At 65.8% G+C, this 15,572-nt stretch carries 16 protein-coding genes; 10 read left to right on the top strand and 6 right to left on the bottom strand.

Translation table 11 applies throughout. The features are described from left to right. Nucleotides 1–858: pyruvate kinase (gene pyk, locus VFH65_RS29330; RefSeq protein ID WP_353326648.1), on the top strand; the 858-nt coding region annotated here is incomplete at its 5' end. 11 nt (nucleotides 859–869) lie between these two features. Then, entirely contained in the window at nucleotides 870–1,742 is an 873-nt protein-coding gene (locus VFH65_RS29335) for an acyl-CoA thioesterase II (protein ID WP_353326649.1), read from the top strand. Here VFH65_RS29335 and VFH65_RS29340 read toward each other — a convergent pair. From VFH65_RS29340 to VFH65_RS29365, 6 genes are all read right to left on the bottom strand, one after another. Beyond that, nucleotides 1,739–2,209 (bottom strand): DUF4190 domain-containing protein, encoded by a 471-nt coding sequence (locus tag VFH65_RS29340; protein WP_353326651.1) that lies wholly within the window; start codon nucleotides 2,207–2,209, stop codon nucleotides 1,739–1,741. The two genes, VFH65_RS29335 and VFH65_RS29340, sit on opposite strands and share 4 nt — an antisense overlap. A gap of 10 nt (nucleotides 2,210–2,219) precedes the next feature. Beyond that, nucleotides 2,220–3,695: an ATP-binding cassette domain-containing protein gene (locus VFH65_RS29345; protein WP_353326653.1), complete on the bottom strand. Its 1,476-nt coding sequence runs from the start codon at nucleotides 3,693–3,695 to the stop codon at nucleotides 2,220–2,222. Beyond that, entirely contained in the window at nucleotides 3,688–5,238 is a 1,551-nt protein-coding gene (gene cydD, locus VFH65_RS29350; protein WP_353326673.1) for a thiol reductant ABC exporter subunit CydD, read from the bottom strand. Before cydD ends, VFH65_RS29345 begins: the two co-directional genes overlap by 8 nt. Before the next feature lie 23 nt (nucleotides 5,239–5,261). Beyond that, the gene (gene cydB, locus VFH65_RS29355) at nucleotides 5,262–6,293 is read right to left on the bottom strand and encodes a cytochrome d ubiquinol oxidase subunit II (protein ID WP_353326655.1); all 1,032 of its coding nucleotides are present in this window, start codon (nucleotides 6,291–6,293) and stop codon (nucleotides 5,262–5,264) included. A gap of 15 nt (nucleotides 6,294–6,308) precedes the next feature. After that, nucleotides 6,309–7,757 (bottom strand): cytochrome ubiquinol oxidase subunit I, encoded by a 1,449-nt coding sequence (locus VFH65_RS29360; RefSeq protein ID WP_353326657.1) that lies wholly within the window; start codon nucleotides 7,755–7,757, stop codon nucleotides 6,309–6,311. Nucleotides 7,758–7,819: 62 nt separating this feature from the next. Further along, the gene (locus VFH65_RS29365; RefSeq protein ID WP_353326659.1) at nucleotides 7,820–8,413 is read right to left on the bottom strand and encodes an HdeD family acid-resistance protein; all 594 of its coding nucleotides are present in this window, start codon (nucleotides 8,411–8,413) and stop codon (nucleotides 7,820–7,822) included. Nucleotides 8,414–8,626: 213 nt separating this feature from the next. On the opposite strand from VFH65_RS29365, the gene VFH65_RS29370 reads away from it, so the two are divergent. From VFH65_RS29370 to VFH65_RS29405, 8 genes are all read left to right on the top strand, one after another. Further along, nucleotides 8,627–8,959 carry a DUF732 domain-containing protein gene (locus VFH65_RS29370; protein WP_353326661.1) on the top strand — a complete coding sequence of 111 codons (333 nt, stop codon included), beginning with the start codon at nucleotides 8,627–8,629 and terminating at the stop codon, nucleotides 8,957–8,959. Between the two features lie 99 nt (nucleotides 8,960–9,058). After that, complete coding sequence (locus VFH65_RS29375; RefSeq protein WP_353326663.1) at nucleotides 9,059–9,976, top strand: ABC transporter substrate-binding protein; 918 nt, start codon at nucleotides 9,059–9,061, stop codon at nucleotides 9,974–9,976. A gap of 13 nt (nucleotides 9,977–9,989) precedes the next feature. Continuing rightward, a complete protein-coding gene (locus VFH65_RS29380) occupies nucleotides 9,990–10,925 on the top strand; it encodes an amino acid ABC transporter permease (RefSeq protein ID WP_353326664.1) in 936 nt (311 codons plus the stop codon). Between the two features lie 5 nt (nucleotides 10,926–10,930). After that, complete coding sequence (locus tag VFH65_RS29385) at nucleotides 10,931–11,683, top strand: amino acid ABC transporter ATP-binding protein (protein WP_353326674.1); 753 nt, start codon at nucleotides 10,931–10,933, stop codon at nucleotides 11,681–11,683. Nucleotides 11,684–11,688: 5 nt separating this feature from the next. Continuing rightward, nucleotides 11,689–12,810 (top strand): MacS family sensor histidine kinase, encoded by a 1,122-nt coding sequence (macS, locus tag VFH65_RS29390; protein WP_353326666.1) that lies wholly within the window; start codon nucleotides 11,689–11,691, stop codon nucleotides 12,808–12,810. Next, nucleotides 12,783–13,448 carry a response regulator transcription factor gene (locus tag VFH65_RS29395; protein WP_353326668.1) on the top strand — a complete coding sequence of 222 codons (666 nt, stop codon included), beginning with the start codon at nucleotides 12,783–12,785 and terminating at the stop codon, nucleotides 13,446–13,448. Before macS ends, VFH65_RS29395 begins: the two co-directional genes overlap by 28 nt. Nucleotides 13,449–13,492: 44 nt before the next feature. Next, entirely contained in the window at nucleotides 13,493–15,334 is a 1,842-nt protein-coding gene (locus VFH65_RS29400) for a DUF2339 domain-containing protein (protein WP_353326670.1), read from the top strand. 39 nt (nucleotides 15,335–15,373) lie between these two features. Continuing rightward, nucleotides 15,374–15,572 (top strand): ferritin-like domain-containing protein (locus VFH65_RS29405; RefSeq protein WP_353326671.1); only part of this gene is annotated, 199 nt, incomplete at its 3' end.

Raw genomic sequence — 15,572 nt, forward strand, 5'->3', positions numbered from 1 at the left:
GTCGCGCTGTCGTTCGTCCGCTCGCCCGCGGACATCGAACTCGTCCACGAGGTGATGGACCGCGTCGGCCGCCGCGTACCGGTCATCGCCAAACTCGAGAAGCCCGAAGCCATCGACAACCTCGAGGCCATCGTGCTCGCCTTCGACGCGATCATGGTCGCGCGTGGCGATCTCGGCGTCGAACTGCCGCTCGAAGCGGTACCGCTGGTGCAGAAGCGGGCCATCCAAATGGCAAGGGAGAACGCCAAACCCGTCATCGTTGCCACGCAGATGCTGGAGTCGATGATCGAGAACTCGCGCCCAACCCGCGCCGAGGCGTCCGACGTCGCCAACGCGGTCCTCGACGGCGCCGACGCAGTGATGCTCTCCGGTGAGACGTCGGTCGGCAAGTATCCGCTCGAAGCGGTCAGGACGATGGCGCGCATCATCTGCGCGGTCGAGGAAACCTCTGTGGTGGTGCCGCCGCTGACTCACGTGCCGCGCACCAAGCGAGGCGTCATCTCCTATGCCGCCCGCGACATCGGCGAGCGGTTGGACGCCAAGGCGCTGGTGGCCTACACCCAGTCCGGCGATACCGTGCGCAGGCTGGCTCGTCTGCACACACCGCTTCCGCTGCTCGCGTTCACGTCGCTACCGGAGGTGCGCAGCCAGCTGGCGTTGACCTGGGGCACCGAGACGTTCATCGTGCCGCATATTCAGACCACCGATGGCATGATCCGCCAGGTCGACAAGTCGCTGCTCGAGCTCGGTCGCTACAAGCGCGGCGACCTGATCGTCATCGTCGCTGGCGCCCCGCCGGGCACAGTAGGCTCCACGAATCTGATCCATGTGCACAGGATCGGGGAGGAAGACGTCTAGAAAGGGGCCAAGTGCCGGTCAGCGATCTTGAAGAGCTGCTGGGGATACTCGACCTCAACCGGATAAGAGACAACCTCTTCGTCGGCTCGCACCCGAGCAAGAACCCGGTCCGGACCTTCGGCGGGCAGATGATGGCCCAGTCGTTCGTCGCAGCCAGTTCCACGCTGCACCACGACCTGTCGCCAAGCGCGTTGTCGGCGCACTTCATCGCCGGCGGCGATCCCGCAAAGGATCTGGAATTCCACGTATTCGCGCTGCGGGACGAGCGGCGCTTCGCCAACCGCCGCGTCGATGTCATGCAGGACGGCGAACTCCTCACCACGGCGATGATTTCGTACATGAACGGCGGTCGCGGCCTCGAGCACGGCATCGCACCGCCCCACCTGGACGATCCGATGTCGGTGCCCGACGTTGACGAGCTGCTACGCGGATACGAGGACGTGGTCCCGCATTTCGTCAACGCCCTGCGGCCGATCGACTGGCGCTACACCAACGACCCCGCCTGGGTGATGCGCAACAAGGGGGAGAGCCTCGACCACAACCGGGTCTGGATGAAGGCCCGCGGCGCGATGCCCGAGGATCCGGTTCTGCACGCCGCCGCGCTGGTGTACTCGTCGGACACCACCGTGCTCGACTCGATCATCACCACGCATGGACTGTCATGGGGCTTCGACCGGATCTTCGCAGTCACCATGAACCACTCGGTGTGGTTTCACCGTCCCGTTCGGTTCGACGAGTGGGTGCTGTACTCGACCTCCTCGCCGGTGGCCGCCGAATCGCGCGGCCTCGGCACGGGCCACTTTTTCGACAGATCCGGTCAGCTGCTCGCGACCGTGGTCCAGGAAGGCATCGTCAAATACTTCCCGGGCGCCAAGCCGAGTTAGGGCGTTGGCGTGATCGTGACGCTGAACTCGTTCTCGATGCGGCCGCGGAACTGGTCCGCGCAGTCCTGGATGGCCTGCTCGTCGTTGCCTGCCCTGGACAGGCAGTCGACGTAGTCCGTGCCGCCTGCCTGGTCGAATCCCCACACGGCGAGGCCGATCACGACGGCGGCTTCGATGATGCTGAGGAATCCCAGCACAATGCCCGCGATCGCGACTCCGCCGTTGGTCGCCTCGCCTCGCCTGGCCCGTCCCCAGCCGAGGAATCCGAGAATGATCGCGACGACGCCCAGCACAACACCGCCCACGACGGTCAGCAGCGCGATGATTGCGACCACCAACGCGGCGACGCCGAGCCCGTTCTTGGGTGCGGTCGGCGGCATGTAACCGGCGTAGGGCGGCGGGGGCGGCGGCGGGTAACTGCCGGGATACGCGCCACCCGGCGGTGGCGGAGGTGGCGGTTCGCTCATCTCGCTGAGATTACCTGCCGACGGCGAGGTTGAGTGTGGGACAGCGAAACCCGTCGGGCAGGTGATGGGTGGCGACGACGACGGTGCGATCGGCAGGAAACAGCCCGTCGGGGGTGAGCAGGTCGGCCATGATCTGCCGCCCGTCGGTAGCGTCGAGGTGCTCGGTCGGTTCGTCGAGCAGAACCGTTGGCGCCGTCGAGACCAGCGCCCTTGCCAGCAGCAGGCGCCTGCGCTGGCCGGCCGAAACCGCCGCCGCGCCGCCGACGAGCACAGTGGACAGCCCGTTGGGCAATGCGTTCAGCCACTCGCCAAGGCCGACCCTGCCCAGGGCATTTCGTAGTTCGTCGTCGGTTGCGTCGCCGCGGACCACAAGCAGGTTGTCGCGGACCGTGGTCGCGAACAGGTGTGCGTCCTCTGCGAAAAATGCTGCTTCCGTGGGATTTTCGGCCATCGACATCAGTAGCGTCGTCTTGCCTGCGCCGCTCGGTCCGGTAACGGCGAGTCTGGTGCCAGGCTCCAGGTCGACGGGCGTCGCAGCCGGCCGCGGGCGCAAGCCGCTATCGGGCTGGGTGAGGTCGAGCAGGCGGCGGGCGGCAATGCGTGACCGGGTGAGTTGGACAGCGGCACCCGGCAGGGCCGCCGTCGCCTCGAAGGCGGCCAACGGCAACAACATCAGGATCGCCACGGTCATCGGTGAAACCGAGTCCGCGATCCAGATCGCGGCGACGACGGCGCCGAGCACGCTGATGCCCATGGCCAAGGTGGGCGCGGCAGCGGCGAGCGCCGCAGGCGCTGCTGCCCGGTCGGTCGCGCGCCCCCATTCTCGATGCCGCCGTTCAGCCTCGGTGATGATTTCGTCGAGGCGCCCGCTGACGCGGAGTTCTGGCGCATGCTCGAGAGCGAGCATCACTGCGACGTCGCGTCCGGAATGATGCTGTGTAGCAACTGCTTCCGCAGCGGTGGCCGCCCTGGCCGCCAGCCATGGCGCCGCCACGCCTGCGATCAGCAGACACGCCGCAAGCACGGCAGCCGCGGCGGGGGAGATGACCCCGATGACTGCGACAGCGCTGAACGAGAGCACGGCAGCTACCGCGATGGGCAACGCCGCCCGCACCAACACGTCCGACAGCTCGTCGACGGCGGCACCGGCGCCGGCCACCAATTCACCGCTGGACAGTCGCATCGCGGCCTCGGCCGGCGCAGCGGCGAGCCGGCGGTACAACCCCTCGCGGGTGTCCGCCGCGGCTCGCAGGGCAGTGTCGTGCGACGCCAGCCGCTGGCAGTACCCGAGCACGCCGCGGGAAATGCCCAGCGCCCGCACGGCCACCACCGCCACCGTCAAGTCCAGAACCGGCGGCATCTGCCACGCCCGCGTGATCAGCCATGCCGAAATCCCGGTCAGCGCGAGCGCGCTGGCCAGCGACAGCACCCCCAGCACGACGGCCAACAACAGCCGTCCCATCCGCGGTCGCAGCAGCTCACGCATCGACGAGGCTCCCCATGTACACGACCCGATCGCCTATCGCCAGCACCGGATCGCGGTGTCCAACGACGACCACCGTCGCGCCCCGTGCCGCGCACCCCGTGATCGCCTGCAGCACCCGGTTCTCGCTGGCCGCATCAAGGTGTGACGTCGGCTCGTCCAGCAGCAGCACCGGCGCGGCCGACCCCAGCACTCTGGCAAGACCAAGACGCTGGCGCTGACCCAACGACAGGCCCGTACCGCCGCGGCCCACCACGGTTTCCAGTCCATCGGGCAAGGTGGCCAGCACGTCGTCGAAACCGGCGGCCCTGCAGGCAAGCTCGAGATCGGGCAGCGGCCCGAACAGCTCGAGGTTGTCGCGGATGCTTCCTGGTATCAGCACCGGACGCTGTGAAAGCCAGGCAACCTGCTTCCACCACGCCCGCAGATCCAAATCGGCGATGTCGACGCCGTTGACGAGGATCCGGCCAGAGTTCGGCGCGTCGAGTCCGAGGATGGCCTGAAGCAGCGTGGTCTTGCCGACGCCGTTGGGCCCCGTCAGCACGGTCACGCGGCCGGGCTCCACCTCCGTGTCCAGAATCTCGAGGTGTATTGGCGCAGTTAACGTCCTGGTGCCGGCGCGCTGGTCGTTCGGTGCGTTCAGCAGACGGAATGCCTTGTCGGCAGCGGTCTTTCCGTCTTGGGCGGCGTGGAACTCCATGCCGACGCGGCGCAGTGGCCAGAACACCTCGGGTGCCAGCAGCAGCGCGGTCAGACCTGCCGCCAGCGTCATCTCGCCGAACACCAGCCGCAGACCGACGCCGACCGCGACCAGCGCGACACCGAGGGTCGCCAACAGTTCGAGCACGAGCGCCGACAGGAAGGCGATGCGCAGCGTCGCCATCGCCGAACGCCGGTGGGCCGCACCCAGTTCGGCGATTCGCTCCGCCGAGCCGCCGATCCGGCCCAATGCCCGTAACGTCGGAATTCCGGCGACCAAGTCGAGCATCCGCGACTGCAGCGTGGTCATCGCCGCAAGCGAGGCGGCCGACCGTTCAGCGGTGACCAGACCGATCAGCACCATGAAGATCGGAATGAGGGGCAACGCGATCAACACGACGACGGCCGACGAAATGTCGTAGACGGCGATCACCACTACCGCTGCCGGGGTCAATATGCCCGCCAGGAACACCGACGGCAGGTACGCGGTGAAGTACGGCCGCAGACCGTCGAGACCGCGGGTGATCACCGCGGCGGCCGAATCGCGCTCGGCGGCGAGTTGCCGCGGTGACAGCGCGGTGACGCGGCGCAGCATCTGGCTGCCCAGGTCGGCAATCACGGCGGTCGCTCCGCGTGCCGACAACCGGCCCTGCGCCCAGTGCGCCAACGTGCGAACAACCCACATCGACAGCAACATCCACACCGATCCGGCCCAGTGAGTCAACGTGCGCGAGCTCGGCTCTGTGATGACTCCCGCAACGATGTCGGCCAGCACCACAGCGGACGCGATCGTGGCGCCGGTGATGACGACACCGCAGGCCACCGATGCGACCAGGTATCGCCGCATCGCCGTCGATGCCCGCCAGAGGTTCATCTCGACAGGCCGGCCGGTGCTGGAATCCGGTCGGCCGAAATCCGTTTCCGGAAAACCCAATACGTCCAGCCCTGATACAGCACCACCAGCGGGGCGAAGATCAGCGCCGCCCAACTCATGATCTTCAGCGTGTAGGGGGTGGACGACGCGTTGTAGATCGTCAAGCTCCAGTCCGGGTTCAGTGTGGACGGAAGCAGATTCGGATACAGCGAACCGAACAACAGGATCACCGCGCTCGCAACCACCGTCGTCGTGTGAACAAAGGCCCACCCTTCGCCGCTGCCGCTCCATATCCGCGCAAGCGCCGCAAGCGTCGCGACCGCCCCGACGCCCACCACGATCCACGTCCAGTCCTTGCCGTAGGCGAGCTGCGTCCACAGCCCGAAGCCAGCCATCAGAGCCGTCACAGGCAGCGACAACCGGGTTGCGAACCGGAACGCGTCAAGGCGTACCGCGCCATCGGTTTTCAGCGCCACGAACACCGCTCCGTGCAGCAGGAACAGGCCGCCGGCCGCCAAGCCACCAAGCACCGTGTACGTGTTGAACACCTCACCGATCGATAGGTGCACCCGCTTGTCGGCATCGACGGGCAGTCCGCGCACCAGCATCGCGAACACCGCACCCCACAGGAATGCGGGCAGCCACGACCCGACGGCGATCCCAATGTCCGCCCACTTCCGCCAGTTGGGATCGTCGATCTTGCCGCGCCATTCGATCGCGACGATGCGCAGGATCATCGCGAACAGGATCACCAGCAGGGGCAGATACAGGCCGGAGAACATGGTCGCGTACCAGTCCGGAAACGCCGCGAACATCGCGCCTGCGGCGGTGATCAGCCAGACCTCGTTACCGTCCCAGACCGGTCCGATGGTGTTCAGTGCTGCCCTGCGGTGCTTGTCAGGGTCGCCCTTTGCGGTGCGGCCGAAGAACGCCATCAGCATGCCGACGCCGAAGTCGAAGCCCTCGAGCACGAAGAATCCGAGAAACAGCACCGCCATGACGACGAACCAGAACTCAGTCAGCCCCATTGCCGACACCTCCTCTCAGTACGCGAACGACAGCGGCGCCACGTCCTCCTTGCCGGGCGGAGTTGGCGGCGCCGGTTCGGAGTCGTGTTCCTGCGGGCCCTCGAGCACGTAACGCCGGATCAGCCAGAACCAGATAACGGCCAGCACTGCGTACAAAAGGGTGAACGTCACCAGCGAGGTCACCACCATGCCCGCGGAATTTCCTGATACGCCCTCAGCCACGGTGAGCCGAATCAACTGGTCGCCCGTGGGATTCGGCACCACCACCCACGGCTGGCGCCCCATCTCGGTGAACACCCATCCGGCGCTGTTGGCCAGGAACGGGGTAGGCAGTGTCAGCAGAGCGAAGCGGGTGAGCCAACGTGATTGCGGTATGCGGCCACCCCTCGTCAGCCACAACGCGGCCACTGCGAAAAGCATTGGTACGGCAAGTAATCCGATCATCGCGCGGAACGCCCAGTAGGTGACGAACAAGTTGGGCCGGTAGTCGCCGGGGCCGAACTTCTCTTGGTACTGCTCCTGTAGGTCCTTGACGCCTTCCAGTCGCACCCCCTCGAACTTGCCCTCGGCCAGGAAGGGCAGCACGTAGGGCACCTCGATCAGATGGCTGACGCTGTCGCAGTTGTTGTGGGTACCGACCGTCAGGATTGAGAAGTCCGGGTCGGTCTCGGTGTGGCACAACGATTCTGCCGACGCCATCTTCATCGGCTGCTGCTGGAACATCAGCTTGCCCTGGCTGTCGCCGGTGAAGATCAGCCCGACGGCCGACACCAGGACCACCAGGCAACCGAGGATGGTCGCAGGGCGATACATGGTGGCGGCCTCTGGCTGGCTGCGGGCGCGCACCAACCACCATGCACACACAGCTGCCACGAACGTGCCTGCGGTCAGGAAGGCGCCGGCAACCGCATGCGAGAAGGCGGCGACCGCAGTGTTGTTGGTGAACAGCGCGACGATGCTGGTCAATTCGGCACGGCCGGTATCCGGGTTGTAGCGGGCTCCCACCGGATGCTGCATCCACGAGTTGGCCGCGATGATGAAGTACGCCGACATGTTGACCGCGACGGCGACGATCCAGATGCATGCCAGATGCACCAGCCGCGGCAGCCGGGTCCATCCGAAGATCCACAGGCCGATGAATGTCGATTCGAAGAAGAAGGCCGCCAGACCCTCCATCGCCAGTGGCGCGCCGAAGACATCGCCGACGAACCGGGAGTACTCGCTCCAGTTCATGCCGAACTGGAATTCCTGGACGATGCCGGTGGCGACGCCGAGCGCGAAGTTGATCAGGAACAGCTTGCCGAAGAACCGTGTCAACCGGTACCAGGCGGGGTTGTCGGTGATCAGCCACACGGTCTGCATGACCGCGATCAGCGGCGCCAGACCAATGGTCAGCGGGACGAAGATGAAGTGGTAAACGGTGGTGATGCCGAATTGCCACCGCGACACATCCAGTGCGTCCATCCGACCCTCTTCCGTGGCTGTGGCACCAGCCTACGACAGGGCGTAGTAGACGTCAGTGTGGGTTAGCTCACCGATTCCTCGGCAGGCGGGGTGATGGGCTGAACGGGTGGCTTGCTGGCTTTGCGGATACCGAACGCCGAAACCACTTCGAAGACTCCGAGAATGATGAGCCACATCCCGACGACCCTGGTCAGTATCAGGATCGATTCGAACGGGACCGCCAGCATGACCACCCCGGCGATGAGGCTGATCACGCCGATGAAGATCTCCCACCACCGGCCGGGCAGCGTCGGGTCGCTGATCGCCGACACCGCCGTGGCCACGCCGCGGAAGATGAATCCGACGCCGATCCAGATCGCCAGAAGCAGGATCGACTCCTGGAGGCTGCGGAAGCACAGCACTGCCAAGATCAGCGCGGCGGCGCCGCTGATGAACAGCAGTACCCGCCCGCCGGCCGACACATGCAGGCTGAACGCGAACACCACCTGCGCGATGCCGGTGACCAACAAGTAGGCGCCGAAGAAAATCGCAGCAACGACGATGCTGATGCCGGGCCAAACCCACGCGAGAATGCCGAGGATGACGGCGAGAATCCCGGACGCTAGCGTGGATTTCCATAGGTGTTGCAGCAGGCTCGGGGCAGCGGGGCTTTCCATGGCCGAAGTGTGTCATAAAGGGTTCACCGAATTGCGCATTTCCTCATTCGTGGACGCCAGCGCAAATAGTCGATGCAGTGCCGCGCAAATGGCGCGGACGACACTCGACGGCTCGCATCTTGGTGTAACAGTTGGTTTGTTCGCTACGATGAGTATTCGACGGTCCCACCGGAGCACAACGGATCGACCCACTGGGGCAAACGAGGAGTAACGATGACCAATGCCGCCTTTCGCCGGACCGCCGGCGCGGCGATCGCAGCACTTGTGATGGCGGCGGGCGCGGTCGTGTCGATGGCGCCGGCCAACGCCGATCCGGCAATGGACAAGGTCTTCATCGACTACCTCGACAAGAAGGGCGTCCCGTACAAGAACCGGACTCAGATCATCCGGCTCGCCAAGGAGTACTGCGTCGATCAGACGAGGCAGGGCAATCCGTCCTGGCTCGCGGGATACAACCTTCAATACAGCCAAGGCTGGACGCAGACCGAGGCTGTCCAGTTCGTCGAGGGCGCCATTCCCGTGTACTGCCCGAAGCTTTGGGAGTGATTAGCACTTTCGTTCTCCTGCCACCGCGGTAGGTCTCTACTACTGTTCCGTTACCGGCGCTTCGCGCCGCGTCATCGAAGCAGAAAGTAGAGGCAAACCGTGTTGGTTGAGTGTCAAGGCCGTCGACGGAGACTCCTGCGCATCGCGGCGGTGTTTGCTGCCACCGGTGCTTTGGCATTGTCCGGGTGTGCCGCAAGCGGCGACCAGTCAGGTGAGGAAACGACGGGTGCCGCGCCGGAGGGCGCGAAGGTCGAAGAGATCGCGAACACCCTGCCCGAAGAGATCAAGTCGTCCGGCAAGCTCATTGTCGGCGTCAACATTCCGTACGCGCCCAACGAGTTCAAGGATCCGAGCGGAAAGATCGTCGGATTCGACGTAGATCTGATGAACGCGATCGCTGCCACCCTCGGCCTGACTGCGGAGTTCCGCGAATCGGACTTCGCAAAGATCATCCCGTCGATCCAGGGCGGCACCATGAACGTCGGGATGTCTTCCTTCACCGACACCAAGGAACGTGAGGCGTCGGTCGACTTCGTCACGTACTTCAACGCAGGCATCCTCTGGGCACAGCGCCCCGGTTCGCCGGTCGATCCGACCAACGCGTGTGGGAAGAAGGTCGCTGTGCAGGCCACCACGACCGAGGAAACCGAGGAGCTGCCGGCCAAGAGCAAGGCATGCACCGATGCGGGCAAGCCGCCGATCGAGATCATTCCGTTCGACGGGCAGGATGCCGCGACCAACGCTGTGGTTCTCGGTCAGGCGGACGCCATGTCGGCCGATTCGCCGGTGACCGCATACGCCATCAAGCAGAGCAACGGCAAGCTGGAGGCCGCCGGTGAGATCTTCGATGCCGCGCCTTACGGCTGGCCGGTGCAGAAGGGCTCGCCGCTGGCCGAGTCGCTGAAGAAGGCCCTCGAGCACCTCATCGAAGACGGCACCTACAAGGAGATCGCGACCAATTGGGGTGTCGAGTCCGGGATGATCGACAAGCCGGTCATCAACGGCGCAATCAACTAGCCAGGATTCGACCATGACTGATGTCGACGCGTCGCCATCCGCAGACCCAGCCGCCATCGATGCCGTTCCGTTGCGTCATCCTTGGCGGTGGGTGGCGGCGGTCGTCATCGTCGTACTCGTCGTGCTGTTCGTGTACGGCGCGGCAACGAACGATGCGTACCGCTGGGGTGTCTTCAGGGAATATCTATTCAACGAGCGCGTCTTGACGGTGGGTCTAGTCAACACCTTGCAGCTGACCCTCTATTCGATGGTGCTGGCGATCGCGCTGGGCGTGATCCTCGCGGTGATGCGGCTGTCGCCCAACCCGGTGTTCCGGTCGGTGTCGTGGGTGTACCTGTGGATCTTCCGCGGCACGCCAATCTATGTTCAGCTGGTGTTCTGGGGGCTGATCCCCACCATCTACCAGAACATCCGGCTCGGCGTCCCGTTCGGGCCGGCGTTCTTCCAGCTCAATCTGCAGGCCCTGTCGATCCCGTTCCTTCTGGCCATCCTCGGGCTGGCGCTCAACGAGGCCGCCTACATGGCCGAAATCATCCGCGCCGGAATCAGTTCCGTGCCAGAGGGGCAATCGGAGGCGTCGACCGCACTGGGCATGTCATGGGGGATGACGATGCGGCGCACCGTGCTGCCGCAGGCGATGCGGGTGATCATCCCACCGACCGGCAACGAGGTCATCAGCATGCTGAAGACCACGTCGCTGGTCACCGCGGTGCCCTTCACGCTGGATCTCTACGGCATTACCTCCCGCGAGATCGCCGCGCGAGAATTCGAGCCGGTCCCGCTGCTGTTGGTCGCCGCGTTCTGGTATCTGGTGGTCACCAGCGTCCTGATGGTCGGCCAGTTCTATCTGGAACGCCACTTCTCGCGTGGCGCGTCACGGAAGCTGACAACCAAGCAGCTCGAGGCGTTGGCCAAGGCCCAAATGGTAGGAGAGGCGGGGCACGTATGACCGCGATGGTGAAGGCCGAACAGGTCTGCAAGAGCTTCGGCGCCTTGCACGTCCTGAAGGGCATCACGCTGGAAGTCGGCAGGGGCGAGGTGCTGGTCATGGTCGGTCCGTCCGGCTCGGGCAAGTCCACCTTTCTGCGGTGCATCAACCATTTGGAGCAAGTCAATGCCGGCCGGCTGTACGTCGACGGCGAGTTGATCGGCTACCGCGACCGGGGCACCAAGCTGCTTGAGATGTCGCCCCGTGACGCCGCCAAGCAGCGCCGCGACATTGGCATGGTGTTCCAGCATTTCAACCTTTTCCCGCATCGCACGGCGCTGCAGAACGTCATCGAGGCGCCGCTCCACGTCAAGAAAGTCAAGAAGAGCGATGCGGTGGCGCGTGGGAAGGATCTGCTGAGTCAGGTCGGGCTGTCGGAAAAGGCAGACGCGTATCCCGCGCAGCTGTCCGGTGGCCAGCAGCAGCGAGTGGCGATCGCGCGTGCGCTCGCGATGAACCCCAAGCTGATGCTGTTCGACGAGCCCACCTCCGCCTTGGACCCCGAACTGGTCGGAGAAGTTCTCGCGGTGATGAAAAAGCTTGCCGCCGAAGGCATGACGATGGTGGTGGTGACCCACGAGATGGGGTTCGCGCGGGAAGTCGCAAACCAACTGGTGTTCATGGACGCCGGCGTGGTCGTGGAGAGCGGACCTCCCCGCGAGGTGCTTGCCAATCCGACACACGAACGCACAAAGGCTTTTCTGTCCAAGGTGCTGTAGAGCCCATGCAGGCACCGGATCCCGCCACCCCGCTTTGGCGGGCGGCGCAGGTGTTCCGGTTGCTTTCGTGCATGTACGCGTTGGGTTTTCACATCGCGATCAACGAAGACCTCGACAGGCCCGCCGTCGGATGGCTGCTGCTTGCGGTGCTGATCGGCTGGAGTGCGGTGTGCGCGTTCGCCTACCTTCAGGGCTTCGGCCGCCGTGCGTCCTGGGTGCTTGCGGAGCTAGCGGTGGTGGTGGCCTTGATGCTGTCCACCGAGTTCGTCGCGTCAGACCAGTGGGCATTGGACAACCAGACCTGGCCGACGACGTTGTGGGCCACCAACGCAACGATTTCGGCGGCCATTCTGGCCGGGCCCGTCCCCGGCATGCTCGCCGGTGTGGTCGTGATGATCGCCAGCACACTGGTGAAGGGCTTCATCAACTACGACTTGGGCCGTAACGCAACGATTGTCATTGAGCTCGCGGTGGGGCTGGCGGTCGGCATGGCGGCGCAGACGGCGCGGCGAGCCCACGCCGAACTCGAGCAGGCGGCACGGCTGGCGGCGTCACACCAGGAGCGTGAGCGGTTGTCGCGTCAGGTGCATGACGGCGCAATTCAGGTACTTGCGCTGGTCTCACGCCGGGGCAAGGAAATCGGCGGCGAGACAGCGGAATTGGCCGAGTTGGCCGGTGAACAGGAACGGGCGCTGAGGCGGCTGGTCAGCTCGGCCGACGCCGAACCGCGGGATGGCGAGACGGCCGACATCGGGGCACTTCTACGGCGCAGGGCGTCGGATCGGGTCTCGGTCAGCGTGCCGGCCGACCCGGTGTTGCTGGATTCCGCTGTCGCCGACGAATTGTATGCCGCGGCGGCCAACGCACTCGACAACGTCGCCTCGCATGCGGGGCCCGATGCCCGCGCCTACGTACTACTCGAGGATCTCGGCGATACGGTGACGGTCAGCATCCGCGACGACGGCGCAGGCATTCCCGACGGCCGGCTGGAGGAAGCTGTCGGCGAGGGCCGCTTCGGCATCGCCAAATCGATTGTGGGACGGATGGATTGGCTGGGTGGCAGCGCCAGGCTGAACACCGGGCCGGGATGTGGGACGGAATGGGAGCTGACAGTACCCCGACGGTGATGGTCGTCGACGACCATCCGATCTGGCGTGACGCGGTCGCCCGCGACCTCGCCGACGACGGCTTCACCGTCGTCGCGACCGCAGACGGAGTCGCCGCGGCCCGGCGCCGGGCCGCCGTCGTACACCCTGACGTGGTGGTGATGGACATGCGGCTGGCTGACGGCGACGGCGCCCAAGCCACCGCGGAGGTGCTGGCGGTGTCACCGTCGTCGCGGATCCTGGTGCTGTCGGCCTCGGACGAACGCGACGACGTACTGGAAGCGGTGAAGGCAGGCGCCACAGGCTATCTCGTCAAGAGTGCGTCGAAGCAGGAGCTCGGCGATGCGGTACGTGCGACGGCGGAGGGCCGGGCGGTGTTCACTCCTGGACTCGCCGGGCTGGTGCTGGGGGAGTACAGGCGAATCGCGCAGTCCGGTACGACGGGCCGGCCAGGCACGTCGGTGCCGAGCCTGACCGAACGCGAGACGGAGATACTGCGCCACGTGGCCAAAGGCTTGACGGCCAAGCAGATCGCGGCCCGGCTGTCGCTCAGTCATCGCACCGTCGAAAACCACGTGCAGGCCACATTTCGCAAGCTTCAGGTGGCCAACCGCGTCGAACTGGCCCGCTATGCAATCGAACACGGTCTCGACGAGTAGTCCTACTCATCCGGAAGTGGCCGACTTGCTGCGACGATGTCGGCATGACCGAACCGCACCGCGCCGTCATCGCCCGGCTTTCCGCGGATTTCGCCGCGATCTCACAACAGCTGGCCCGGGTGTCTGCTGACCTGACGGAGCTCGACCGGCTGCTGTCGGAGCGGCCACCCGCGCCACAGCCGGTGGCGGCCGCGTATGCGCCGCCGGCCATGCCGTACTGGCCGCAGTACCCGCCGGCCTACCCGCAGCCACCGCAGTATCCGCCGCAGTATCCGCCGCAGCCGGTCGCGCCGGTCCCGCCTCCCAAGCCACGGCCGCAACGCTCCGAAGGCTGGATCGGCAAGGTGCTTGCCGTTGCCGGCGTCGCGGTGACGCTGATCGGCGTCGTGCTGCTGCTGGTCCTGGCCGCCCAGGCCGGCGTCCTGCGCCCCGAATTCCGCGTCGCCGCAGGTGCCGCGCTGGCCATCGGGCTGGTGGCTGCCGCCGCGTGGCTCTACGCCAGGCCCGGCGGCCGGGTCGGGGCGATCGCGCTGGCGGCCACGGGCGTCGCGGCGGCATACATGGATGTCATCGCCCTCACCACCATCTACGACTGGGTGTCGGCCCCGATCGGACTGGTCATCGCCGCCGTCATCGGCGGCGGCGGGCTGAGCCTGGCCCGGCGTTGGGATTCCCAGCACCTCGGCGTCCTGGTGTTGGTGCCGTTGATCGTGCTCGCGCCGGTCGTGACCGATGGGATCACCTTGCTGCTCGTCGGGTTCATGCTGGCGCTGTCGGCGGCGTCGCTGCCGGTACAGCTTGGCAAGGACTGGATCTGGTTGCACGCGGCGCGCACTGCGGCGAGCACCTTTCCGCTACTGGTCGCGCTGATCGCGGTGTACTTCGACGACAATGATGATCTCCTGCTGGCGGGTGCGTGCGGCATCGCGGCGGTGCTCGCCCTCGTCGGCGCGCTCATCCTGTTGCCGCGCACCGCCAACCGGATCGCGATGGCCCTGCTGACCGCGGCTGGCGTGCTGCCGGTGCTTTGCGCGGTGCTGGCAGCCGATCGAGTGGTCGCCGCGTTGATGGCCGCCGCGTTGGCCGCGACGCTGCTGGCGATTGTGTCGATCGGCGACAGGCTGACCGGCGTGGCAGGCGCCGTGCGCCACATCTGGTCGGCGCTGTCGGCCGTCTCCGCGCTCATTGCGGTGACGGTGGCTTTCGAGGGCGAGATCGCCGGTCCGGTTCTGCTGGCGATGGCGGTCGTGGTCGCCGTCGCCGGGCGCCGCGACAACATCGCGAGGTGGGCGGCGGTGGGGTTCGCCGTCGTCGGCGGCGGGATCTATCTGATCTACGCGCCCCCGAGTTCGCTGATGCGAGCCACCGAAGCCGGCGCCCCCGACGGGATCTCGACGCTGGTCGCCAGCCTGCTGCTGATGGTGTGTGCGGTGGCGATCGTGTGGTCGTGGGTCGCCTCCCGGGAAGGCGACGACGACACGGTCCGCGTCTTGTGGGCAGGTTCGGCCATCGTGATCGTGTATGCAATCACGACGTTCACCGTGACGGCCGGTGTGCTGATCGGCGGAGTGGGCCGCGGCTTCTTCGCGGGTCACATGGCCGCGACCATCTGCTGGATCGCGATGGCCGCCGGGCTGTTCATCTACGCGGCCCGGTTGCCGAAGGCGAATCGGTCGCTGCCGATCGGCGGGGGATTGGCGCTCGTCGCCGCGGCAATGACCAAGCTGTTCCTCTTCGACCTCGGGACGCTCGACGGGATCTTCCGGGTCGTGGTGTTCATCGTCGTCGGCCTGGTGCTGCTGGGTATGGGCGCCGGATATGCCCGGCTGCTGGAAAAGCAGGACCAACAGCAGGACCAGGTGGATGTGGCGCCTGTCACGAGCTAAACTGGACTCAATCCAGATTAGAAAGGCGTTGGACAAGACATGAGTACACGGAGAAACGCAGAAGAAGTACAGGGCTTTGCGGCCTCATCGGAGCTGAGCGCGAACCTGCAGCGGGTCTTGGTCGATCTGATCGAGCTCCATCTGCAGGGCAAGCAGGCACATTGGAACGTCGTCGGCACGAACTTCCGCGACTTGCACCTGCAACTCGACGAGTTGGTCGACTTCGCCCGCGAAGCCA

The sequence above is a fragment of the Mycobacterium sp. genome (assembly GCF_035697385.1).
Classification (GTDB): Bacteria; Actinomycetota; Actinomycetes; order Mycobacteriales; family Mycobacteriaceae; genus Mycobacterium.

Coding starts and splice junctions, on each gene's coding strand:
- cydD (WP_353326673.1), bottom strand. CDS start 5,238: ATGCGGCGATACCTGGTCGCATCGGTGGCCTGCGGTGTCGTCATCACC.
- VFH65_RS29370 (WP_353326661.1), top strand. CDS start 8,627: ATGACCAATGCCGCCTTTCGCCGGACCGCCGGCGCGGCGATCGCAGCA.
- VFH65_RS29360 (WP_353326657.1), bottom strand. CDS start 7,757: ATGGACGCACTGGATGTGTCGCGGTGGCAATTCGGCATCACCACCGTT.
- VFH65_RS29380 (WP_353326664.1), top strand. CDS start 9,990: ATGACTGATGTCGACGCGTCGCCATCCGCAGACCCAGCCGCCATCGAT.
- macS (WP_353326666.1), top strand. CDS start 11,689: ATGCAGGCACCGGATCCCGCCACCCCGCTTTGGCGGGCGGCGCAGGTG.
- VFH65_RS29340 (WP_353326651.1), bottom strand. CDS start 2,209: ATGAGCGAACCGCCACCTCCGCCACCGCCGGGTGGCGCGTATCCCGGC.
- VFH65_RS29385 (WP_353326674.1), top strand. CDS start 10,931: ATGGTGAAGGCCGAACAGGTCTGCAAGAGCTTCGGCGCCTTGCACGTC.
- VFH65_RS29345 (WP_353326653.1), bottom strand. CDS start 3,695: ATGCGTGAGCTGCTGCGACCGCGGATGGGACGGCTGTTGTTGGCCGTC.
- VFH65_RS29400 (WP_353326670.1), top strand. CDS start 13,493: ATGACCGAACCGCACCGCGCCGTCATCGCCCGGCTTTCCGCGGATTTC.
- VFH65_RS29365 (WP_353326659.1), bottom strand. CDS start 8,413: ATGGAAAGCCCCGCTGCCCCGAGCCTGCTGCAACACCTATGGAAATCC.
- VFH65_RS29395 (WP_353326668.1), top strand. CDS start 12,783: ATGGGAGCTGACAGTACCCCGACGGTGATGGTCGTCGACGACCATCCG.
- cydB (WP_353326655.1), bottom strand. CDS start 6,293: ATGGGGCTGACTGAGTTCTGGTTCGTCGTCATGGCGGTGCTGTTTCTC.